This is a genomic window from Micropruina sp. (genome assembly GCF_047607385.1).
GTDB lineage: Bacteria > Actinomycetota > Actinomycetes > Propionibacteriales > Propionibacteriaceae > Micropruina.
The window spans coordinates 1-21309 of record NZ_JASGDE010000040.1 but is presented as its reverse complement, the minus strand read 5'-3'; the positions used below and the strand labels follow the sequence as shown (position 1 = coordinate 21309).

Genomic DNA, 21309 nt, shown 5'->3' with positions numbered 1-21309 from the left:
TTCGACGGGCCGGATCGGCTGATCGTGGCGCTGGGGTCGCGGGACCGCCTGCCCTCGGAATGGAAGCTGGACCTGATGACGCTGGGGCCAACGCCGCCGTCGGCGGGTTGAGCCCGGCGGCCAGCAGCGTGCCGCAGATCCCGGCCAGGACGTCCCCGGACCCGGCCTGGGCACTCCACGGCGGTCCCGGGACGGCGATCGCGACCCGGCCGCCCGGGCCGCAGACGTACTGGCTGGCGCCCTTGAGCAGCACGGTGACGCCGAACCGGGCGGACGCCGTGCGGACCGCGCCGATCGGGTCGCCGGCGATCTCGGCGCGGGGAACCTGCAGCAGCCGGGCCAGTTCGCCGGCGTGCGGAGTGAGCAGCACCCGCTCCCCCAGCTCTCCGGCGGGCAGGAAGCGCAGCGCGTCGGCGTCCAGCACCAGCGGCAGGTCGTCGGCCAGTGCCCGCTCGACGACCGCGGCCCCGTCCGGACGGTCGCCCCAGCCGCAGCCCAGCACCCGGGCCTGCACCCGTCCGGCGCCGAAGACCACGTTCGGAGCGGCCTGCCGGATCAGTGCGGACGCGCCCGCCGCGCCGGCGAAGCGGACCATCCCCGCCCCGGCGTGCACCGCGCCCAGGGTGGAGAGCACCGCCGCGCCCGGGTAGGCGTCCGAACCGGTGTCCAGCCCGACCAGGCCCCGGGAGTATTTGTCGCTGGTCGGCCCCGGGAAGGGCCAGGCGGCGGCGACGTCCGCCACCTCCCAGCAGTCCAGGTCGCCGGCGGGCAGGTCGAGACCGATGTCGATCAGTTCCACCGTCCCGCAGGCCGCGGCCGCCGGCTGCAGCACCTGGCAGAACTTCAGCCCGCCGAAGGTGACGCTGCGAGCCGCGGTGAAGTGAGCGGAGGCCCCGGTTTCGACCCGCTCCACCGACGACGGTGAATCGGCATCCAGCCCGGACGGCAGATCGACCGCGACCACCGGGACGCCGGCGTCCGCGCAGGCCCGGGCGAACAGCACCACCGGCTCGCGCAGCCCGGCGCGTCCGCCGATGCCGAGCACGCCGTCCAGCACCAGGTCGACCTCGGCCAGCGCTTCGACCGCGCCGACCGCGTCCAGTTCGCGCCCACCGGCGGCGACGAAGGCCGCCCAGCCGGCATCGTGCACCCGGGACGAAGTCCGCCAGGCGCTCACCCGGACGCCGCGTCCGAGCAGCCGGGCGCCGGCGTAGAGGGCGTCGCCGCCGTTGTTGCCCGAACCGACCACCAGCAGCACCTGCGCCCCGTAGACCGCACCGCGCAGCGCCCGCAGTTCGCGCAGCAGCACCGAGGCCAGCCCGGACGCCGCCCGCTGCATCAACACCCCGGGCAGCGCGGCCAGCAGCGGCTCCTCGGCTGCCCGGATGGTGTCCGCCAGGTAGGCAGGTCTCATGGCCTCAAGCCTCGCAGACCACCACCGCGGCGGCGATCCCGGCGTCGTGGGTGATGGACAGGTGCACGGTGGCGATGCCCAGTTCGGCGACCCGGGCGGCCACCGTCCCGGTGTAGTGGAAGTACGGCTTGCCCCCCTCGTCCTTGCGCACCTCGGCGTCGTGCCAGGACAGCCCGGCGGGCGCGCCGAGCGCCTTGGCCAGGGCCTCCTTGGCGGCGAACCGGCCGGCCATCCGGTTCATCGACGAATCCCGCTCGGCGGGCGTGAACAGCCTGGTCAGCAGCCGTTCCCGGGTCGCCGCGGCGGCGAACCGTTCGACCGGGCAGACGTCGATGCCGATGCCGACGATCACTCGACCGTGACCGATTTCGCCAGGTTGCGCGGCTGGTCGACGTCGTAGCCCTTCAGCGAGGCCACCTCGCAGGCGAACATCTGCAGCGGCACGGTGGCGACCAGCGGCTGCATCAGCGTGGACACCTTCGGCAGCCGGAACAGGAAATCGGCGTACGGCGTCACCTCGTGATCGTCGTCCTCGGCCAGCACCACCGTGAACGCACCCCGGGCGCGCACCTCCTGGATGTTGGAGATCACCTTGTCGTGCAGCTGGTCGCGGCCCTGCGGCGGCACCACCACGAAGATCGGGATCTGGTTCTCCACCAGCGCGATCGGGCCGTGCTTGAGCTCGCCGGCCGGGAAGCCCTCGGCGTGCAGGTAGGCGATCTCCTTCAGCTTCAGCGCACCCTCCAGGGCCACCGGGTAGCCGACGTGCCGACCCAGGAAGAGCACCGACTCGGTCTCGACGTGCTTCGCGGCCAGCTGCTTGATCGGCTCGATCTCGTCCAGCACCCGCTGGATCAGCGGCGGCACCGCGGCCAGCTCGCTCATGATCGCACCGATCTCGTCGCCGAATTTCGTCTCCCGCACCTGCGCCAGGTAGAGCCCGAGCAGGTAGCAGGCCGCCACCTGGGTGAGGAAGCCCTTGGTCGAGGCGACGCCGATCTCGGGGCCGGCGTGGGTGTAGATCACCGCGTCCGACTCGCGCGGGATGGTGGCGCCGTTGGTGTTGCAGATCGCGATCACCTTGGCGCCCTGCTCGCGGGCGTGCCGGATCGCCATCAGCGTGTCGGCGGTCTCGCCGGACTGGCTCAGCGTCACCACCAGGGTGCGCGGGGTGATGATCGGGTCGCGGTAGCGGAACTCGGAGGCGATCTCGACCTCGCAGGCGATCCGGGTCCAGTGCTCGATGGCGTACTTGGCGACCATGCCGGCGTAGTAGGCGGTGCCGCAGGCGACGATGATGATCTTGTCGATGGTGCGCAGTTCCGCCTCGGGAATGTGCAGCTCGTCCAGCTTCAGCGAGCCGTCTTCGTTGTAGCGGCCGAGCAGGGTGTCGGCGACCGCCTGCGGCTGCTCGTAGATCTCCTTGCGCATGAACCAGTCGTAGCCCTGCTTCTCGGCGGCGGAGAGGTCCCAGGTCACTTCGAACGGGTGCGATTCGGCCGGACGCCCGTCGAAGTCGGTGACGGTCACGCCGTCGCGGGTGACGTCGACCACCTGGTCCTGGCCCAGCTCGATGGCCTGCCGGGTGAACTCGATGAAGGCCGCCACGTCGGAGGCGACGAAATTCTCGCCGTCGCCGACCCCGACCACCAGCGGCGAGTTGCGCCGCGCGGCCACCAGCCGGCCGGGCTCGGCGGCGTCGATGGCGACCAGGGTGAAGGCGCCGTGCAGCCGGTTGCAGACGCTGCGCATCGCGTCGGCCAGGTCGGCGCCGTCGGCGACCGCCCGGCCGAGCAGCTGGGCGGCCACCTCGCTGTCGGTCTCGGAGCGGAACGTCACCCCGCCCTGCTCCAGTTCGGCGCGCAGCGGGGCGAAGTTCTCGATGATGCCGTTGTGGATCAGCGCCACCCGGCCGTTGGCCGAGACGTGCGGGTGCGCGTTGAAGTCGGTCGGCCCGCCGTGGGTGGCCCACCGGGTGTGCCCGATGCCGGTCTCGCTGGCCGCCAGCGGGTGGTCCGCCGCCGCGGCGTCCAGATTGGTGATCTTGCCGGCCTTCTTGCGGACGTCGAGAGCACCGTCCGCAATCACCGCCACGCCGGCGGAGTCGTAGCCGCGATACTCCATCCGGCGCAGGCCCTCCACCACCACCTTGCTGGCATCCCGGGGACCGACATAACCGATGATTCCGCACATGCGGGGAACTTTACCGAGGTCGTCGCCGTCTATAGGCACGCTCCGGACACCGCGGACAACGCCGTGGCGGGTTTGCCGCCTCCGGAGAGGCCGGACGGGCAGACTAGTGCCCTGCCCAGCGCAGCCCAACCCAGCGAGGTGTCATGGATCCCCACCCGATCGCGCTCCCGACCGGAACGCAGTACGCCCCCGAGGACGACCCGTACGGTCCCTATGTCGCCCTCAGCCGGCGGCAGTGGAGCGAACTCGCCGAGGCCGTCCCGTGGGAGTTGGACGCCGGCACGCTGGCCCGGCTGCGCGGCCTGGGCGACCCGACCGACGCCGACGAGGTGCAGCAGGTCTACCACCCGCTGACCCAGCTGCTGAACCTGTACTGGGAGCGCACCGGCGCGCTGTACGGCACCACCCACGACTTCCTCGGGATCAACCACAAGCAGGTGCCGTTCGTGATCGGGGTGGCCGGCTCGGTGGCGGTCGGCAAGTCGACCACCGCGCGGCTGTTGCAGGAGTTGCTGGCCCGCGGGCCGCGGCGTCCGAAGGTGGACCTGGTCACCACCGACGGCTTCCTCTACCCCAACCACATCCTGGAGGCGATGGGCATCGCCCACCGCAAGGGCTTCCCGGAGTCCTACGACCGGCAGGCGCTGCTGCAGTTCGTGGTCGACGTGAAGTCGGGCAAGCAGGTGACGGCGCCGGTCTACTCGCACCTGATCTACGACATCGTGCCGAACCAGCGCACCGTGGTGCGCGACCCGGACATCCTGATCGTGGAGGGACTCAACGTGCTGCAGCCGGCCCGCCGGCGCTCCGACGGCAGCACCGCCCTGGCGGTCAGCGACTTCTTCGATTTCACCGTCTACGTGGACGCCCGGTCCGCGTTCATCCGGCAGTGGTACATCGACCGTTTCTTCGCCTTGCGTTCGACCGCGTTCCGCGATCCGCAGTCGTACTTCCGGCGCTACGCGGAAATGTCCGAGGCCGAGGCGTTGACCACCGCGAGCACCTTCTGGGACACCATCAACGGTCCCAACCTGGAACTGAACATCCGGCCCACCCGGGGCCGCGCCACCGCCATCCTGCGCAAGGGCGAGAACCACCAGGTCAGCTGGGTGCGGATCCGGAAGGTGTGACAGGCCCTCGGAACATACTGTCGGTGGCAGGTGTTTCACTTGGCAACCAAGAACGTGCGATGGTGCACGACGCATTGGTGGAAGGAGACCTGATGGCCAACGACATCCAGCCGCTCCGGCGACCGGCAGATCTGACTTCGTCGGACTGGGAGGCCAAGGCCCGGGTTGCCCAGGAGGCTCGCCGGGAGTCGGCCGAGCGCCGACGGGGACGTCCCGCGAGCTTCGTGGCCGCGATCGGTTTGGGTCATTCGTGACCGATGCCGTCAAGGAGCCCGGGTCACTCGCCAAGACCCCGCTCTTCGAAGCCCAGCATGCTGACCGGTACGCCCGTCAGGAGTTGATCCGCACATATGAACAACTCACCGGCGCCCAGTTGATCGTGCTGATCGATCAGATCTTCGCCCGCGGCCTTACAGTTCTTCAGGAGTTGCTGATCGGCCTGGACCGTTCCAGGGAACTGCATGTGCTGCTGGCCACCCCGGGTGGCGACGGCGAAGTGGCCGTGCGGATGATCCGCGCCATGCAGGCTCGCTGCACCCGGCTGGTGATCATCGTCCCCGATATGGCCAAGTCGGCGGGCACGTTGATGTGCCTGGGTGCCGACGTCATCCGGATGGCCCCGTTCAGTGACCTCGGCCCCGTCGACCCTCAGTTCCAGGTGGGCAACAGCCTGGCTGGCGCCAAGGAGATCGTCGCTGCCGTGGCCACCGCGGAGGACAGAGTTGCCCAGCAACCCAACTCCTACCCGCTCTATTCCGCACTCCTGGCCGACGTGACCATGCTGATGGTCGAACAGGCGAAAGCCGCAATCACCCGAACCGAAGCACTCATCGACGAGGCGCTCCAGTGTCGTACTGAACCCCCTGATGACACGGAGCGCGGCCGGCTCGTTCAGCAGTTGCGACGACCGCTGATCGACGATCCCACCGATCATGCGGCGACAGTAGGGCCCAAGCTGGCCGAACGGATCGGCCTTCCTGTCGAAGTGGCCGATCTGGACAGCGAGAGTTGGACGATCATCTGGCAACTGTGGACGCGGTACTTCGCCCTGGGCTGCTACCCGGCCGGAGCCCGGGCCATCTACGAAGGTCGACTCGCCTCGCACATGCGTTGACCAACATGGTCGAGCCGACTCGACCTCAGCCACCTCGACCGACGATCGGTGGACGTCAGCCGCCGGGCAGCTCGAACGAGCGCCAGAGCCGGTCGGCCACCGCCGCGTGACCGGGGTCGATGCCGACCAGGCGTCCGCCGGGCAGGTTGATCATCACGTGCTTGGCATCGTCGTCGCGGACGGCGGCGGCGCGCAGGTCGTCGGCCAGGTGCCAGCGTCCGGACTGCCAGCCGTAGGCGGAGCTGTGGCCGTGCACCTGGCTGAACGGCAGCTCGTGGCCCGACCAGCTGGCCGCCACCTCGCTGCCGGCGGCCGCCCAGATCGGGCCGGCGCCGAAATCCGGGTGCCGCCAGCCGAGCATGGTGCCGGGCTTGAACAGCGCCCGGCGGTTGTTGCGGGCCAGCGCGTTGATCGCGGCGGCCGCCGCGGCGGCGTCCGACGGGGCGCCGAGCACGTCCTGCCAGAAGCCGCGGGTGAGGCCGGCGTGGCTGACCAACAGGTCCTCCACGGCGGTTCGGATGGCCACCGCGGGCCGCATCCGTCCACTCGACCACCAGCGCCGCAGGGTGGCGGCAGTGCCGCGCGGCACCCGTTCCGGCCAGCTGAACTGCTGCCGGCGCAGGTAGAACGCCTCGTGGTTGCCGACCAGCTGGATCCAGCGGTCCGGGTCGGTCTGCAGGTGCCGGTCGACCAGCGCGACGACGCCCGCCGAGTCGGGCCCACGGTGGATCAGGTCGCCCACCTGCACCACCACCAGGTCCGGCGGCAGCGGGCCGGTTCCCTCCCGCGGGACGCCCAGCCGGGCCAACTCCGCGCACAACGCGTCGGCGTGCCCGCCGACGTCGCCGATCACCGCCACCCGGCGTCCGGGCGGCACCTGCAGCAGGCTCACCAGGGATCGCCGGTCGGCTGCGGATCGGGCCGTGCCCAGTCCTCCGGCCCCTCGTAGCGGGACACGTTCGCCATCCGCTGCTGCACCGTCGAGATCTCCCGGACGGCGCGCGCGATGATGCTCCGGTCGATCGCCGAGACCCGGTCCAGGTTCAGCCGGTCGGTGGCCGGGCGTCCGCGCTGCACCTGGCGCAGCTGGTGCCGCAGCCGGATCGCCTGCAACACCTCGAACACCTCGACCAGAGTGGCCGCCTGGCGCTGCGGCAGGATCGACGAACCGGCCGCCGCCCGCAGCCGCTCGGTGGTGGTCAGGGCCGGCGAGCCGGCCATCAACCCCAGCCAGCGGGACAGGTTGACGATCGGCAGCAGGGCGTTGCGCTTGATGTCGAAGCCGTCGCGGCCCCAGAAGATCCGGCGCAGCGGACGCAGCCGGGCGCGCTTGGCCAGCGACTCCTCCAGGAACATCCGCAGCCCGGCCGGATGGGCCCGCAGCCCGGCCGCCATCCGGGCCACCCCGGGCACCTGCGGCGCCCCGTGGATCGCCCGCGCGTCCAGCAGCAGCGACGCCATCATCGCGGCGTTGTTCCGGCTCGGATCCTCCAGCCACTCCCCCGCCGAGGCCTCCCAGGACTCGTCGGTGCGGGCGAACAGCTGATGGGCGGCGGTGGCGCCGTGCCCGTCCCCGGTCAGCCCGGACCGGGCCAGGCACTGGGTGACTTCGAGGAACACCTCCCGGTACCGGTCGATGCCGTCGGCGGACAGCGGCTGGTGGAACGCCACCGCGCAGTCCACGTCGGAGCTGAGCGTCGACTCGCGGCGTCCGTTGCTGCCCAGCGACAGCCAGCTGAACGAGTCCAGCGACAGGTCCGGATGGCCGGCGAAGACCAACTGCAGGGTGCGCCGGGTGACCGCGTCGACCAGCGCCGAGTAGACGCTGAGCACGGCGGCGGAGGCCAGCCCGCCGGCCAGCAGGTCGGCGAGCAGTTCCGGCATCCGTCCGGCCTGCTGCTGCAGCGTCTGGATGTCGGCGGAGCGCCGGATCCGCTCGTGCAGCGCCAGCCCGGCGGTTACCGGCGAGCCGATGAAGTCGCGCGGTTCCAGGGTGCCCACCAGCCGGTCGTCGGCATCGGTGACCAGGACGTGGTCGGCCTGGGTGTCCAGCAGCAGGATCAGCGCCTCCGGCGCCGACGACCCGGTGCTCACCCGCGGGCAGTCGGTGACGGCCACCGCACCGACCGGTGTCTGCGGCGACAGCCCGGCGGCCAGCACCCGGCGCCGCAGCGTCCGGTCGGTCACGATGCCCAGCCGGCCCTCCGGCAATTCGACGGCGGCCAGTCCGGACACCGCCATCGCCAGGGCGGCCTCCTGGACGGTGACGCCGCCGGGCAGCACCAGCAGCGGGTCCACGTCGAGGTCGGCGACCCGCAGGCCGGCCTGGCCGGCCAGGTCGGTGTCGGGCGGCTGGGGCAGATCGTCCTCCCGCGCCGCGTCCGGCTCCGGCAGCGCCCGCGCCGCCCGGTCGGCCGGCAGCCGGACCACCCGGACCGGCCCGTCGGCCACCGCCAGCGGGCCGATCGCCTTGCCGGTCAGGGTGGCGTTCAGCCCGAACACCTCACCCGGGCCGGAGATCAGGTCGGGGCTCTCCGGGTCGTGCGGACGCTCCGCGTCGGTCCACACCCGGACCCGTCCGGAGACCACCACCAGCACCTCGCTGGGCGGTCCCCGGAAGGCGTCCAGGATCTGCTCGCCGGCGTCGTACTCGGCGATCCGGGAGACCCCGGCGAGCTCTTCGATGGTGCGGGCGTCCAGGGTGTCGAAGGGCGGGCTGGCGGCCAGCGCCGCCATCGCCTGGACGCGCACCTGCCCGCCCTTGCCGGGCGGGTAGGCGTCCCTCACTTGCCGGGGGTGGGTGGATCCGGGATCTTGTAACCGGATTCGCCCACGTTGCGCTGCAGCGACGCCTTCCACGAGCCGTCCGCGATGTAGCTGGTCAGTGCCTGGTTGATCTGCGAGACCAGCTGGTCGGAGCCCTTGCGGACGCCGATGCCGTAGGGCTCGTCGGAGAAGCCCTGGCCGAGCACCCGCAGCACGCCCTTGTTGGCGGGCAGCGCGGCGAAGCCGGCCAGGATCACGTCGTCGGTGGTGACCGCGTCCACGTCGCCGGCCACCAGCCGCTGCACGCATTCGGAGAAGGTGTTCGGCTGCACCAGCGCGACGTCGCCGTGGTACCGGTTCAGCACGTTCTGCGCCGAGGTGGTGTTCTGCGCGGCACACAGCGTGCGGCCCTTGAGCCGGTCCGGGCCGGTGAGCTCCTCGTCGTTGCGCCGGATCAGCAGATCCTGGTGCGCCACGAAGTACGGCCCGGCGAAGTCGATCCGCTTCTTGCGCTCGTCGGTGATGGTGTAGCTGGAGAGCACCAGGTCGACCTTGCCCTCCTCCAGCAGCCGCTCCCGGTCGATCGGGTCGGCCTTCACCCAGGTGATCGACTCGGCCGGGACGCCGAGCGCCTTGGCCACATAGGTGGCGGTGTCGACGTCGAAGCCCTTGGCGTCCTTGCCGACCGTCACCCCGTCCGACTCGCCGGCCGGGGTGGCCATCCCGATCCCCGGCTCGTCGAAGGAAATGCCGATCCGGAGCTTGCTGTAGGTGGTGGCACCCGCGATCGGGGTGGGGTCCTTCACCTCGCCGGGGCTGCTGCAACCGGCCAGCAGCAGGGCGAGGGACGCGCCGGCGGCGATCAGCAGCCGGGTCAGGGGAAGAGCCTTGATACGCATCTGTGGATTCCTTCCGCGTCAGTGGGCCGGCGTGTCGGCGTCGGGCTCGGGGATGGTGGCGTCGCCGTATCGCGGCCCGGTGTCGGTCCAGACCGATTCGAGCCGTCCGCCGGTGTTCGCGGCCACCCGGGGCTTCACCAGCCGCCAGCCGAGCGCCAGCAGCGCGCTCAGCACCGGAATGCCGAAGACCACCACCAGGAAGTTGATCTTGTGCGAGAACTCCTCGGCACTCTGCCAGCCCGAGATGGCGATGCCGACCACCACGAACACCAGGAAGGCCAGCCCGATGTAGGACGTCCAGGGCGATCCCGGCGCCGGGAACGGTGTCGGTGGCACCACGCCCTTGTCGATCAGCTGCCGCAGCCTGATCTGGCAGACGAAGATGGTCGCCCAGGTGTAGACGATCATGATCGCGGTCGCCTCGATGGCCAGCTCGAAGGCGTTCGGCACGAAGGCGTTCAGCACCGCGCCGAGGGCCATCACACAGGCGGTCATCACGATGCCGGCCCACGGGACGCCCGATTCGCTCATCTTCAAGGTGAACAGCGGGGCCTGCTTCGACATGCCGAGGCTGCGCAGCACCCGTCCGGTGGAGAACATGCCGGCGTTCAGGCTGGACATGGCGGCGATGATCAGGATCGCCTGGATGACGGCGGCCATCCAGTCGATGCCCAGCCGTTCGAACACGGTGACGAACGGGCTGATGCCGGGCTTGTACTCCTCGGTCGGCAGCATCGACACCAGCAGCAGCAGCGAGCCGACGTAGAACACCGCGATCCGCATGATGACCGAGTTGACCGCCTTCGGCACCTCGCGGGCGGCGTTCTGCATCTCGCCGGCCGCGACGCCGACCATCTCGATGGCCGCGTAGGCGAACACGACGCCGGACATCACCAGCAGCGGCCCGTACCAGACGTAGGGCGCCTCGGTCGGCCAGAAGCCGCCCGGGTTGCTCCACAGGTTGTGGAATCCGGCCTTGTGGCCGCCGATGTCCATGCCGCCCACCACGACCACGACGCCGACCACCAGGAACACGGCGATGGCGCCCACCTTGAGGATGGCCGCCCAGAACTCGAACTCGCCGAACGCCTTGGCCGACAGCAGGTTGACCGCCAGCACGACGACCAGCCCGACCAGCACGGTGATCCAGGTGTCCAGGGTCGGGAACCAGAACTGCATGTACAGACCGACCGCGGAGAGGTCGGCGATGCCGGTCAGCACCCAGTTCATCCAGTAGACCCAGCCGGTGACGAACGCCCACTTCTCGCCGAAGAACTCCCGCATATAGGACACGAAGGCCCCGGAGGTGGGCCGGTGCAGGACCAGTTCGCCGAGCGCCCGCATCAGGAAGTAGGCGATCACGCCCACAGCGGCGTAGCTCAGCACCAGGGCCGGGCCGGTGTTGTGCAGCCGGGACGCCGAACCCAGGAAGAGACCGGTTCCGATGGCGCCGCCGATCGCGATCATCTGGACGTGGCGGCGTCCGAGAGTCTGTTTGTATCCGACCTGTTCGGCGTCCAACGCCGACAGCTGGGGGGATTTGGGGTCGGTCACGGTGCGCGTCTCCTCGTGCTGTCGCAGGGTGTGACGAGGCCCCAGGTGTGCTCGGGGTGGGGCCCGCGTGCCCGGGCTCGGGCTGGCCCGCAGCCTGTCATCAGCAGCCCGTCCGGACAACTGCCGGTCTCAGCCTGCAAACGACTTCTCAACGAAACCCGACGATGCGACACTGGGGCGCATTTGTGCGCGAACACCGTGGTCCGGGCACGAATCTGGGGTCGATCCGACTCGGCAGCCGAGGAATTACAGCGCCCGGACGGACGACCGGGCGGCGAAAATTACAGCGCCAGCCGGTCTTTGACGACGCCCACCAGGCGTTCGGCGATCTGCTGTGCCTGGTCGTGGCTGGCGGCCTCCACCATCACCCGGACCAGCGGCTCGGTGCCCGAGGGACGCAGCAGCACCCGGCCGGTGTCGCCGAGCTCGCGGCCGGCGGCGGTGACCGCCTGCTGCAGTACCGGATCGAGACCGGCACGCACCTTGTTCACGTTCGGGACGTTGATCATCACCTGCGGCAACCGGCTCATCACCGAGGCCAGCTCGGCCAGCGTCTGGCCGGTGCGGGCCATCCGGGCGGCCAGGTGCAGCGCGGTCAGCACCCCGTCGCCGGTGGTGGCGAATTCGCTCATGATGACGTGGCCGGACTGCTCGCCGCCCAGCGTGAAGCCGTTGGCGTTCATCGACTCCAGCACGTACCGGTCGCCCACCTTGGCCTGGTCGACCCGGATGCCGTGTTCGCGCATCGCGATGATGAAGCCGAGGTTGCTCATCACCGTTGCCACCACGGTGTCGCTGTGCAGCGCGTGGCTCTCCTTCATCGCCAGCGCCAGGATGGCTAGGATCTGGTCGCCGTCGACGACCTCGCCGGCGGCGTCCACCGCGAGGCAGCGGTCGGCGTCGCCGTCGAGCGCGATGCCGAGGTCGGCGCCGTGCTCGAGCACGGCGGCCTGCAGCGACTCCAGATGGGTCGAGCCGCAGTTGTCGTTGATGTTCAGACCGTCCGGGCTGGCGTGCAGCGGGATCACCTGGGCGCCCTGGGCGTCGAACGCGGCCAGGGCGGTCAACGAGGCGGCCCCGTTGGCGGTGTCGATGACCACCTTCAGCGGCGCCAGCGAGGCGTCCTCGCCGAGGCTGGTGACCAGGTGCGCCACGTAGCCCTCGACCGCACCCAGATCGTCGCGGACCCGGCCCACGTCGGCCCCGGTGGGCCGGCTCCAGGTCTCGCCGAGCCGCTGCTCGATGGCGTCCTCGACCGCGTCGTCCAGCTTGACCCCGCCGCGGGAGAAGAATTTGATGCCGTTGTCGGGCATCGGGTTGTGGCTGGCCGACAGCATCACGCCCAGGTCGGCGTCCAGGGCGCCGGTCAGGTAGGCCACGCCCGGGGTGGGCACCACGCCCAGCCGGATCACGTCCACGCCGGCCGACGCCAGCCCCGCGACCACGGCGGCCTCCAGGAACTCGCCGGAGGCCCGGGTGTCACGTCCAACCACCGCGAACGGCCGACGGCCCTCGAAGACGCCCGCCTCGCCCAACACGTGGGCGGCGGCGACGGCGAGATCGAGGGCCAGTTCGGCAGTCAGCTCGGCGTTGGCTCGTCCCCGAACACCATCGGTGCCGAAAAGCCTCGCCATCGGCCGATCAGCGCTTGCTGTACTGCGGGGCCTTGCGGGCCTTCTTGAGGCCGGCCTTCTTGCGCTCCTTGACCCGGGCGTCGCGGGTCAGCAGCCCGGCCTTCTTCAGCGCCGGACGGGACGCCTCGGCGTCCACGGCGTTGAGGGCGCGGGCGATGCCGAGCCGCAGCGCACCGGCCTGGCCGGTGACACCGCCGCCGACGATCTTGGCGACCACGTCGTAGGAACCGGCGACCGCAGCGGTCTCGAAGGGCTCGTTGACGGTCTGCTGGTGCAGCTTGTTCGGGAAGTAGTCCTCCAGCGCGCGGCCGTTGATCTTCCACTGGCCGGTGCCCGGGGTGAGCCGGACGCGGGCGATGGCCTCCTTGCGGCGACCGGTGGCGTCGGCCGGGCCGATCGCGGCGGGGCGCTCGCCGGGCGCGGCGGACGACGGGGCCGCCTCCGCGCGGTAGGCGATCTCGCGCTCACCCTCGGTGAACGGGGTGAACTCCTCGGTGGTCTCCACGGTCTCGGTCACGGTGCTTCCTTCGGCTCTCACTGAGCGATCTGGGTGATCTGGTACGGCTGCGGCTGCTGGGCGCTGTGCGGATGCTCGGGACCCGCGTACACCTTGAGCTTGCGGATCAGCTGACGGCTCAGCTTGTTCTTCGGCAGCATGCCCCACACGGCACGCTCCACGGCCTGCCGCGGGTCGTTGGCCAGCAGCTCGCCGTAGGGCACCGACTTGAGGCCGCCGGGACGCCCGGAGTGCCGGTGCGCCAGCTTGGCCGTCCGCTTGTTGCCGGTCAGGGCGATCTTGGAGGCGTTCACCACGACCACGAAGTCGCCGGTGTCGACATGCGGGGCGAACTGGGCCTTGTGCTTGCCACGCAGCAGGGTGGCGGCGGTGACGGCCAGCCGTCCGAGAACGACATCGGAGGCATCGATCACATGCCAGTTCCGGGTGACCTCACCCGACTTGGGGCTGTACGTAGACACGCTCGTGGACCACTTCCATAGGTAGCTGTTCTGTCGGCAGTGCGGGATCTGCCCAGGCAGACCACAGCGCAACAGCGATTTAGGTTACCCGCCCGTCCGGGCGTCGGTCAAAACGGGGGTGTCGCGGCGTCCGTCCCCGGCGTACTCGCTCCCCCGGACCGACTGCGCGCCCCTCCTCGTACCAGGCCTCAGCCGCCGTCAGCGATCGAACGCTGCACGTTCTCGACACCACCACCGGAATCGTCCACGCCTGGCGGGACATCGCCGTCGATCGGGTCGCCGTCGTCGGCTGACCGTCCGCCCCACTCCCCTCCTTCGATGAGGGGTGCGTCGACCACACGGGGGTCCCCCGAGATCGCCTGTCGTAACGCACATTGCCTGCGGAGGAACCCAGGCGATGTGCGTTACCGCAGGCGATGTCGACGGGGTGGGGGTTGATCTGAGCCCGTCCGGAACCGTGCGGGTGGACCTGCCACAGCGGCAGGCACCTGGGCTCAGATCAACGTGATCAGCAGCACGATGGCGACCGCCGCCACCGGGATCGGCAGGGCCGTCCAGGCCCAGTGTCGGACGCCGGGACGCGGCATCGCACTGCCCGGGACGGGCGAGCTGACCACGTCGGGAACCTCCGCGTCGGAGCGGACAGCGGCCCAGGTGCCGACCGCCAGGGCGATCAGGCCGGCCAGCAGCACCACCGGACGAGGCAGGTCGAACAGCGGCTGGTCGAGGCCGAGCCGGCTCAGCGCGACCAGGCCGCCGGACACCGCGCCCAGCGCCACCAGGGTGACCACGAAGACCACCACCGGATGCTCCACGATCGCGCGCAGCAACTGGTCGCCGAACGCGATCCCGACCACCGGCAGCAGCCCGGCCAACACCAGGCCGGCCAGCAACGACGGCGCGACGCCGACCGCGGCGACACCCCACGGCATCGCCGCACTGACGCAAACCATGCCGAACAGCTGGATCAGCACCGGAACGCTGCTCTTCAACGTCGCGGCGCGGGACTGCTCCGGCGAGGGCGGCAGGCCCAGCGACCGGGCGTACTCGACCGGGTCGCCGAACGCCTCCTGGGCGCCCTGCCCGCTGTCGACGACGTGCGCTTCGACCTCGGCCAGGGCGGCGCCGATCTGTTCGCCGGAGACGCCTTGGAGTCGCAATTCGAGCAACATCCCCTCGACCCAGCCGGGTTCGACGTGCGGGGCGATGGCTTGCCGGATCTCAGTCATGGACGGTCTCCCTCTCGTTGGTGATGGCGGTGATCGTGTCGGCGAACGCTCGCCACTGCAGGCGGCGGCGGTCGAGTTCGGCGCGCCCGGCCTCGGTGAGCGCGTAGTACTTGCGGCCCGGGCCGGATTCCCCGGCCCGCCAGTCCACCCGGACCAGCCCTGCCTGCTCGAAGCGGGCCAGCAGCGGGTAGAGCGTTCCACCCTTCACCACACCCAGGCCCGCCTCGGCCAGTTCGCTGGCGATCGCGTAGCCGTAGGTCTCGCCGCGGGCGATCACGGCGAGGGCGCACACTTCGAGCGCTCCTCTGAGCCACTCGGTGGGCCATCCGCTGTTGCCGCTGTTGGTCATGACTAGATCGTACGTCTATCTAGTCAGACACGCAACATAGATGGCCGAACAAGTTAGGGAAGCGCTGATCAATGCTGTTCCGAGCGAGGACGTGCCCGGCGGGATGAGCTGCGGCCGCCAGATCTTGTGGGCGTACTGGACGTACGGCGCAAGAGATGGGGGCCGCAGCTCGCCCGCCGGGGACGCCGCAGCCGGGACATGATTGATCAGCGGTTCCTTGGTAGCGCCGAGCAAGGCGGCGATCCGGCCCGGCCAGTACCAATTTCCGCGCTCGATGCGCCGTCGAGGCTCTCTCAAACGATTGAGTTCGCATCGAGTGCGGAAATCGGTAATTCAATCGGTGAGGAAACCTGGCCTGGGTGGGGCCACGCCGCACAGACACCCCACAGGCACGGCTCAGAGCGGCGACAGGGCCGTCACCGACGGTGGTGGACGTGACGACGACAACCCTCATCTCCCCGGCCACCGCGGCGTCGGCCGGCTCATCGGACCGCCCCGCCACGGGGCTGTCGCCGCTGGTCAGGAACGGCTCGCTGGCGCTCACCCTGCTCGCGGTGGCCGCCCTCTACACCTGGAACCTGGCCGCCTCCGGCTGGGCCAACTCGTTCTACTCCGCGGCCGTGCAGGCCGGGTCGCAGTCCTGGACCGCCTTCTTCTACGGCTCACTGGACGCCGGCAACTCGATCACCGTGGACAAGACACCTGGATCGCTGTGGCTGATGGCGCTGTCGGTGCGGATCTTCGGGCTGAGTTCCTGGAGCATCCTGCTGCCGCAGGCGCTGCTCGGGGTGGCGTCCGCCTGGATCCTGTACGGCACGGTGCGGCGCTCGCTGGCCCGCGGCGGCTCGGCGCATCGCGCGCACTGGGCCGGCATCGTCGCCGCACTGGCTTTCGCCCTCACCCCGGCGGCCACCCTGATGTTCCGGTTCAACAACCCCGACGCGCTGATGGTGTTCTGCTACGTCGCCGCGGCGGCGCTCACCCTGCGGGCGGCCGAGACGGCGTCCCGTTGGAAGCTGGCGGCCGCCGGCGCGCTGATCGGGCTGGGCTTCCTGGCCAAGATGCTGCAGGCGTTCGTGATCCTGCCGTCGCTGCTGCTGGCCTACGCGATCGGCGCCCCGGCCTCCTGGCGGAAGAAGGTCGTCGACCTGATCACCGCGTTCGGCGCCATGGTGCTCGCCTTCGGCTGGTGGGTGGCGATCGTCGAACTAGTGCCGGAGAGCTGGCGTCCCTACATCGGCGGCTCGCAGACCAACTCGATCCTGGAGCTCACCTTCGGCTACAACGGCCTGGGCCGGCTGAACGGCGACGAGACCGGCTCGGTCGGCAACGCGTCCGGACGCTGGGGCCAGATCGGCCTGCTGCGGATGTTCGTCACCGTCTCCGGCGAGATGGTGTCGTGGCTGATCCCGGCGGCGCTGCTGCTCGGCGTGGCCGCGCTGGTCCTGCTCGGACGCCGTGGCTGGGCCACGACGTTCCGGACCGGCGCCGAGACCCATCGGACGCGGGCGACCGCGGCGCTGGTGCTGTTCGGCAGCTGGCTGGTGATCAACACCCTGGTGTTCAGCTTCATGGCCGGCATCTACCACGACTACTACACGGTGGCGCTGGCTCCCGCGATCGGCGGCACCGTGGCGCTGGCCGGGACGGTGACCTGGACCCACCGGCGGCGCTGGCTGGGCCGTGCCGCACTGGCCGTCGCGGCACTGGCCACCGGAGCCTGGGGCGTCGCGCTGGCGTCCGTCGCGGGCGGGATCTACCTGTGGATCTCGATCGCCGCGGCCGCGGTGCTGACCGGTTCCGCGGTGCTGTTCCTGTTCGGACGGGCCGTCGTCCGTCCGCTGCAGACCGCGGCGATCACCGCGGCGGTGCTGGCCGGGTTGGCCGGCCCGGCCGCCTACTCCGTGAATACCGCGGCCACCCCGCACACCGGCTCGATCGTGACCGCCGGACCGGCTCGGGCCGGCCTGTCCGGGGGCAATGGCGGACCCGGCGGCGGTGGACCCGGCGGCGGGCAGGGCGGTGGCCGCCCGGGCGGCTTCGGGCAGGGCCAGACCGGGCAGGGCCAGAACGGGCAGGGCCAGCAGGGCACCCCGCCCGGCGGCACCGGCCAGGGTCAGCCCGGCGGTACCGGTCGCACCGGCAACGACGGAGGCTTCGGCGGTGGCCGGGGTGGCGGAGCCGGCGGCCTGCTCAACGGCGCCTCGGTGTCGTCCGAGCTGCTCACCGCGCTGCAGGCGAACGCGTCCGACTACACCTGGGTGGCGGCCACCACCGGCGCCCAGAACGCCGCCAGCTACCAGCTGGCCAGCGGCTATCCGGTGATGGCGATCGGCGGCTTCAACGGCTCCGACCCGTCCCCGACGCTGGCCCAGTTCCAGGAATGGGTGGCGCAGGGCAAGGTGCACTACTTCATCGGCGGCGGCAACTTCGGCGGCCAGAACGGCGGCAGCCAGGCGGCGTCCGAGATCGCCAGCTGGGTGCAGCAGAACTACACCGCCACGACGGTCGGCAACACCACCGTCTACGACCTGACGGCGGCGAAGTGAGCACCGCGATGACCCTGGCCGAGGACGCCACCCGCGGGCCGCGCAGCCGGCCGGCCCGGCTGGCCAGCGTCGAGATCGTCATCCCGGTCTACAACGAGGCGGCCGACCTGGAGCGCTCGATCCGGCGGCTCACCGGCTTCCTGGACGACGCCCTGCCCTACCGGCACCGGGTGACCATCGCCGACAACGCGTCCACCGACGACACCCTGGCGATCGCACGGCGGCTGGCCGAGGAATCCGACCACGTCCGCGTGGTGCACCTGGACGCCAAGGGCCGCGGCCGGGCGCTGAAGCAGACCTGGCTGGCCAGCGAGGCCGACGTCCTCGCCTACATGGACGTCGACCTGTCCACCGACCTGACCGCCCTGCTGCCGCTGCTGGCTCCGCTGGTCAGCGGGCACTCCGACGTGGCGATCGGCACCCGGCTGGCCCGCGGCTCGCGGGTGGTGCGCGGGCCGAAGCGAGAGTTCATCTCGCGGACCTACAACCTGATCCTGCGCGGCGCGCTCGGGGTGTCGTTCAGCGACGCCCAGTGTGGTTTCAAGGCGATGCGGGCGGACGTGGCGCGCCGGCTGCTGCCGCTGGTCGAGGACACCAACTGGTTCTTCGACACCGAACTGCTGGTGCTGGCGCAGCGCTCCGGGCTGCGGATCCACGAGGTGCCGGTGGACTGGATCGACGACCCGGGCACTACCGTCGACATCGCCGCCACCGCGGCCGAGGACCTGCGCGGGGTGTGGCGGCTGCTGCGCGGACTGACCAGCGGACGGATCCCGATCGGCGCGGTGCGGGCCGAGTTGGCCCGCCCACCGATGAGCTCGCCGTCGGTCGCGCCGGTGGCGGGGGTGCCGTCCGGGCTGTTCGGGCAGCTGGTCCGGTTCGCGGCGATCGGGGTGGCGTCCACGCTGGCCTACGCCGTGCTCTACCTGGTGCTGCGGGTCGCCCTGGACGCCCAGGCGGCCAATCTGGTCGCGCTGGCGGTGACCGCGGTGGCCAACACCGCCGCGAACCGGGTGATCACCTTCGGGGTGCGCGGCTCGGACGGGCTGCTCACCCACCACGCCACCGGACTGCTGGCCTTCGCGGTGGCGCTCGGGCTGACCAGCGGCTCGCTGGCCGCCCTGCACCTGATGGCTCCGGACGCGGCGCACTGGGTCGAGCTGGCCGTCCTGGCGATCGCCAACGCGGTCGCCACCGGGATCCGATTCCTGGCTCTCAAGCTGGTGATGGCAAGCTCGCCCTGAATCATCGGGCTTGTCGAGACCCTGAGCCGAAGGAGAGGCGCATGACGCAGCGACGTGGAACCGTCGTGGTGACCGGGGTCGGCCGGGTCCGCGGCATCGGTGCGGGCATCGCCCGCGGGCTGGCCGAGGACGGCTGGGATCTGGTGCTCAGCCACTGGACGCCCTACGACGATCGGCTCGGCCTGGAACGCGGCCGGGACGACCCCGCCGAGATCGTGGCCCAATGCCGCGCCATCGGCAGCCGGGTGCACACCGTCGAGGTCGACCTGGCGGAGCCGGACGCGCCCGCCGAGCTGGTCGCCGCGGCGACGGCGATCGGCGACGTTCGCGGACTGGTGATGGCGCACTGTGAGTCCGTCGCCAGTTCGACCCTCGACACCACCCTGGAGAGCTGGGACCGGCATTTCGCGGTCAACGCCCGCGCCGTGTGGCTGCTGATCAAAGCCGTCGCGGAGCTCCTGCCCGAGCAGCCGACCACCGACGTCCGAGCCCGGATCGTGGCGCTGACCAGCGATCACACCGGGCACAACCTGCCCTACGGCGCCAGCAAGGGAGCACTCGACCGGATCGTCGTGGCAGCCGGCGTCGAGTTGGGCGCACGCGGCGTCCGGGCCAATGTGATCAACCCGGGTCCGATCGACACCGGCTGGATGACCGACGAGATCCGGACGGCGGGCATCGCGCGGACCCCGGCCGGACGCCTCGGCACGCCGAGCGACACCGCCGACCTGGTCCGCTTCCTGATGTCGGACGCCGGCGGCTGGATCAACGGTCAGCTGCTGTACAGCAACGGAGGATTCCGCACCCACAGCTGACCCGGCGACTCCGACAGCCGAGGTCGTCGAGATCCGGTCTCGCCCGGGATTCCCAGTGGTGCGCGCAACGGCACTTCCCTAGACTCCCGACGTGGTGAATGTCGGCGATCCCCCGGTGGTCGCACAGGTGCTCCGCAACGGCTTCGTCGAATCGACCCACCGCGGGATCGTGGTGATCACCCGCGCGGACGGGTCGGTGTCGTACGCCAAGGGCGACTACACCAGCAACATCCTGCCGCGCTCGTCGCTGAAGCCGATCCAGGCGCTGGCCATGGTGCGCTGCGGGCTGGACGTGCCGCCGGACCAGCTGGCGATGGCCTGCGCCAGCCACAGCGGCGAGCCGATCCATCTGCAGACCGTGCTCGACCTGCTGCACGGCGCCGGCCTGGACGAATCCGACCTGCGCAACACCCCCGACCTGCCGCTGATGGACGCCCAGCGCAACGAGTGGATCGCCGCCGGCCGCAAGCCGAGTTCGCTGGCCCAGAATTGCTCCGGCAAGCACGCCGCGATGCTGGCCACCTCGGTGCTCAACGGCTGGCGGCTGGACACCTACCTGAACCGCGGGCATCCCACCCAGCAGGCGATCATCGAGACCATCCGCGGCTTCGGGCTGCCGGTGGCCTGGACGTCCATCGACGGCTGCGGGGCGCCCGCGCTGGCGATCAGCCTGGTCGGCCTGGCCCGCATCTTCGGCACCCTCGCCGCGGCCACCGGGGGCGCTGAGAAGGAGGTGGCGGACGCCATCCGCAGCCACCCCGAACTGGTCGGCGGCACCGGACGCGACGTCACCGACCTGATCCGCGGGGTGCCGGGGATGATCGCCAAGGACGGCGCCGAAGGCGTCTACGCCGCCGGCCTGCCGGACGGCCGCGGGATCGCGATCAAGATCACCGACGGCGGCATCCGGGCCCGTCCGGTGGTGATGGGCGCGGTGCTGCGCCGGCTCTGGCTGGGCGACGCCAAGCTGCGCGCCCGGATGCTGGACATGCCGGTCTACGGCCGCGGCCAGGTGGTCGGCGCGGTGATCCCGACCGACATCTGAGTCGCCGGGGTCAGGACGGGCGTCCGGTGGCCGGCGACTCGGCCGACCCCTCCGGCGACGCTGGGCCGGGCGATGCCTGCCCCGGCGACACCGTGGCCGGCGCCGGCCGCGGACCCACCGGCGTCCAGCCCTTCGGCGGTGCGGGCGGCTCCGCCGCGGGCGCGTCGTGCACCGAGGACGGCGGGTCCAGCGGGGAGAGCACGGTCAACTGATCGCCCACGTCCGGCCCCAGGTAGATCACCGGGTCGGGATCGGGCGGGCTGTGATGGCCGGCCGGCGGCGTCATCACCACCGGCACCGCATGCGGCACGATCAGCCCCGGCGGACGGGACGTCTTGGGCCGCGGCCGGGGCTGCGCCGGCGTCCGGGCACCGGGCAGGCCGCCGGACGGGGTGG

Annotated in this window: 20 protein-coding genes and 1 pseudogene; 7 read left to right on the top strand and 14 right to left on the bottom strand. The window is 71.1% G+C overall.

Annotated elements, in window-relative coordinates:
• From QM582_RS04070 to glmS, 3 genes are all read right to left on the bottom strand, one after another.
• Window positions 1–1414: bifunctional ADP-dependent NAD(P)H-hydrate dehydratase/NAD(P)H-hydrate epimerase (locus QM582_RS04070; protein WP_415081991.1), on the bottom strand; the 1414-nt coding region annotated here is incomplete at its 3' end.
• Between the two features lie 4 nt (window positions 1415–1418).
• Window positions 1419–1766: a holo-ACP synthase gene (locus QM582_RS04065; protein WP_415081989.1), complete on the bottom strand. Its 348-nt coding sequence runs from the start codon at window positions 1764–1766 to the stop codon at window positions 1419–1421.
• Window positions 1763–3607, bottom strand: a complete 1845-nt coding sequence (gene glmS / locus QM582_RS04060; RefSeq protein ID WP_415081988.1) for a glutamine--fructose-6-phosphate transaminase (isomerizing) — start codon at window positions 3605–3607, stop codon at window positions 1763–1765. The genes QM582_RS04065 and glmS overlap by 4 nt, the downstream gene beginning before the upstream one ends.
• Before the next feature lie 143 nt (window positions 3608–3750).
• Here glmS and coaA point away from each other — a divergent pair, with 143 nt between their 5' ends.
• The 3 genes from coaA (at window position 3751) to QM582_RS04045 (ending at window position 5851) form a co-directional block, all read left to right on the top strand.
• Entirely contained in the window at window positions 3751–4737 is a 987-nt protein-coding gene (coaA, locus tag QM582_RS04055) for a type I pantothenate kinase (protein WP_415081986.1), read from the top strand.
• A 92-nt stretch (window positions 4738–4829) separates the two neighbouring features.
• Window positions 4830–4991, top strand: coding sequence for a hypothetical protein (locus tag QM582_RS04050; RefSeq protein WP_415081984.1), 162 nt, complete (start codon window positions 4830–4832; stop codon window positions 4989–4991).
• Entirely contained in the window at window positions 4988–5851 is an 864-nt protein-coding gene (locus QM582_RS04045; protein ID WP_415081982.1) for an SDH family Clp fold serine proteinase, read from the top strand. The genes QM582_RS04050 and QM582_RS04045 overlap by 4 nt, the downstream gene beginning before the upstream one ends.
• Before the next feature lie 55 nt (window positions 5852–5906).
• Here the strand turns inward: QM582_RS04045 and QM582_RS04040 are convergent, their stop codons facing one another.
• The 10 genes from QM582_RS04040 to QM582_RS03995 all read right to left on the bottom strand — a co-directional run bounded on the left by QM582_RS04040 (window position 5907) and on the right by QM582_RS03995 (window position 15260).
• A complete protein-coding gene (locus QM582_RS04040; RefSeq protein WP_415081980.1) occupies window positions 5907–6743 on the bottom strand; it encodes a metallophosphoesterase in 837 nt (278 codons plus the stop codon).
• Window positions 6740–8638, bottom strand: coding sequence for a putative nucleotidyltransferase substrate binding domain-containing protein (locus QM582_RS04035; protein WP_415081978.1), 1899 nt, complete (start codon window positions 8636–8638; stop codon window positions 6740–6742). The genes QM582_RS04040 and QM582_RS04035 overlap by 4 nt, the downstream gene beginning before the upstream one ends.
• Entirely contained in the window at window positions 8635–9516 is an 882-nt protein-coding gene (locus tag QM582_RS04030) for a glutamate ABC transporter substrate-binding protein (protein ID WP_415081976.1), read from the bottom strand. Before QM582_RS04030 ends, QM582_RS04035 begins: the two co-directional genes overlap by 4 nt.
• An 18-nt stretch (window positions 9517–9534) precedes the next feature.
• On the bottom strand, window positions 9535–11070 hold the full coding sequence (locus QM582_RS04025; protein ID WP_415081975.1) for an amino acid permease: 1536 nt from the start codon (window positions 11068–11070) through the stop codon (window positions 9535–9537).
• Between the two features lie 281 nt (window positions 11071–11351).
• Window positions 11352–12704: a phosphoglucosamine mutase gene (gene glmM / locus QM582_RS04020; RefSeq protein ID WP_415081973.1), complete on the bottom strand. Its 1353-nt coding sequence runs from the start codon at window positions 12702–12704 to the stop codon at window positions 11352–11354.
• A gap of 7 nt (window positions 12705–12711) precedes the next feature.
• On the bottom strand, window positions 12712–13242 hold the full coding sequence (gene rpsI / locus QM582_RS04015) for a 30S ribosomal protein S9 (protein ID WP_415081971.1): 531 nt from the start codon (window positions 13240–13242) through the stop codon (window positions 12712–12714).
• Complete coding sequence (gene rplM, locus QM582_RS04010) at window positions 13239–13682, bottom strand: 50S ribosomal protein L13 (protein WP_415081969.1); 444 nt, start codon at window positions 13680–13682, stop codon at window positions 13239–13241. The genes rpsI and rplM overlap by 4 nt, the downstream gene beginning before the upstream one ends.
• 188 nt (window positions 13683–13870) lie before the next feature.
• Window positions 13871–14020, bottom strand: coding sequence for a hypothetical protein (locus QM582_RS04005; protein ID WP_415081968.1), 150 nt, complete (start codon window positions 14018–14020; stop codon window positions 13871–13873).
• Between the two features lie 156 nt (window positions 14021–14176).
• Window positions 14177–14911, bottom strand: coding sequence for a hypothetical protein (locus QM582_RS04000; RefSeq protein WP_415081966.1), 735 nt, complete (start codon window positions 14909–14911; stop codon window positions 14177–14179).
• Window positions 14904–15260 (bottom strand): PadR family transcriptional regulator, encoded by a 357-nt coding sequence (locus QM582_RS03995; protein WP_415081964.1) that lies wholly within the window; start codon window positions 15258–15260, stop codon window positions 14904–14906. Before QM582_RS03995 ends, QM582_RS04000 begins: the two co-directional genes overlap by 8 nt.
• 434 nt (window positions 15261–15694) lie before the next feature.
• Between QM582_RS03995 and QM582_RS03990 the strand changes: the two genes are divergently transcribed.
• The 4 genes from QM582_RS03990 (at window position 15695) to QM582_RS03975 (ending at window position 20913) form a co-directional block, all read left to right on the top strand.
• Window positions 15695–17809, top strand: coding sequence for an ArnT family glycosyltransferase (locus QM582_RS03990; RefSeq protein ID WP_415081962.1), 2115 nt, complete (start codon window positions 15695–15697; stop codon window positions 17807–17809).
• A complete protein-coding gene (locus QM582_RS03985) occupies window positions 17806–19053 on the top strand; it encodes a glycosyltransferase (RefSeq protein WP_415081960.1) in 1248 nt (415 codons plus the stop codon). The genes QM582_RS03990 and QM582_RS03985 overlap by 4 nt, the downstream gene beginning before the upstream one ends.
• A gap of 41 nt (window positions 19054–19094) precedes the next feature.
• The gene (locus tag QM582_RS03980) at window positions 19095–19868 is read left to right on the top strand and encodes an SDR family oxidoreductase (protein ID WP_415081958.1); all 774 of its coding nucleotides are present in this window, start codon (window positions 19095–19097) and stop codon (window positions 19866–19868) included.
• Window positions 19869–19959: 91 nt separating this feature from the next.
• On the top strand, window positions 19960–20913 hold the full coding sequence (locus QM582_RS03975) for an asparaginase (protein ID WP_415081956.1): 954 nt from the start codon (window positions 19960–19962) through the stop codon (window positions 20911–20913).
• A 10-nt stretch (window positions 20914–20923) separates the two neighbouring features.
• On the opposite strand, the pseudogene QM582_RS03970 reads toward QM582_RS03975, so the two are convergent.
• Window positions 20924–21309, bottom strand: a pseudogene (locus tag QM582_RS03970) (hypothetical protein); the annotation flags it as partial.

Excerpts from the sequence above, each read along its gene's own strand:
- glmS (WP_415081988.1), bottom strand. The coding sequence starts at position 3,607 with ATGTGCGGAATCATCGGTTATGTCGGTCCCCGGGATGCCAGCAAGGTG.
- coaA (WP_415081986.1), top strand. The coding sequence starts at position 3,751 with ATGGATCCCCACCCGATCGCGCTCCCGACCGGAACGCAGTACGCCCCC.
- glmM (WP_415081973.1), bottom strand. The coding sequence starts at position 12,704 with ATGGCGAGGCTTTTCGGCACCGATGGTGTTCGGGGACGAGCCAACGCC.
- QM582_RS03995 (WP_415081964.1), bottom strand. The coding sequence starts at position 15,260 with ATGACCAACAGCGGCAACAGCGGATGGCCCACCGAGTGGCTCAGAGGA.
- QM582_RS04000 (WP_415081966.1), bottom strand. The coding sequence starts at position 14,911 with ATGACTGAGATCCGGCAAGCCATCGCCCCGCACGTCGAACCCGGCTGG.
- QM582_RS04050 (WP_415081984.1), top strand. The coding sequence starts at position 4,830 with ATGGCCAACGACATCCAGCCGCTCCGGCGACCGGCAGATCTGACTTCG.
- QM582_RS04030 (WP_415081976.1), bottom strand. The coding sequence starts at position 9,516 with ATGCGTATCAAGGCTCTTCCCCTGACCCGGCTGCTGATCGCCGCCGGC.
- QM582_RS03980 (WP_415081958.1), top strand. The coding sequence starts at position 19,095 with ATGACGCAGCGACGTGGAACCGTCGTGGTGACCGGGGTCGGCCGGGTC.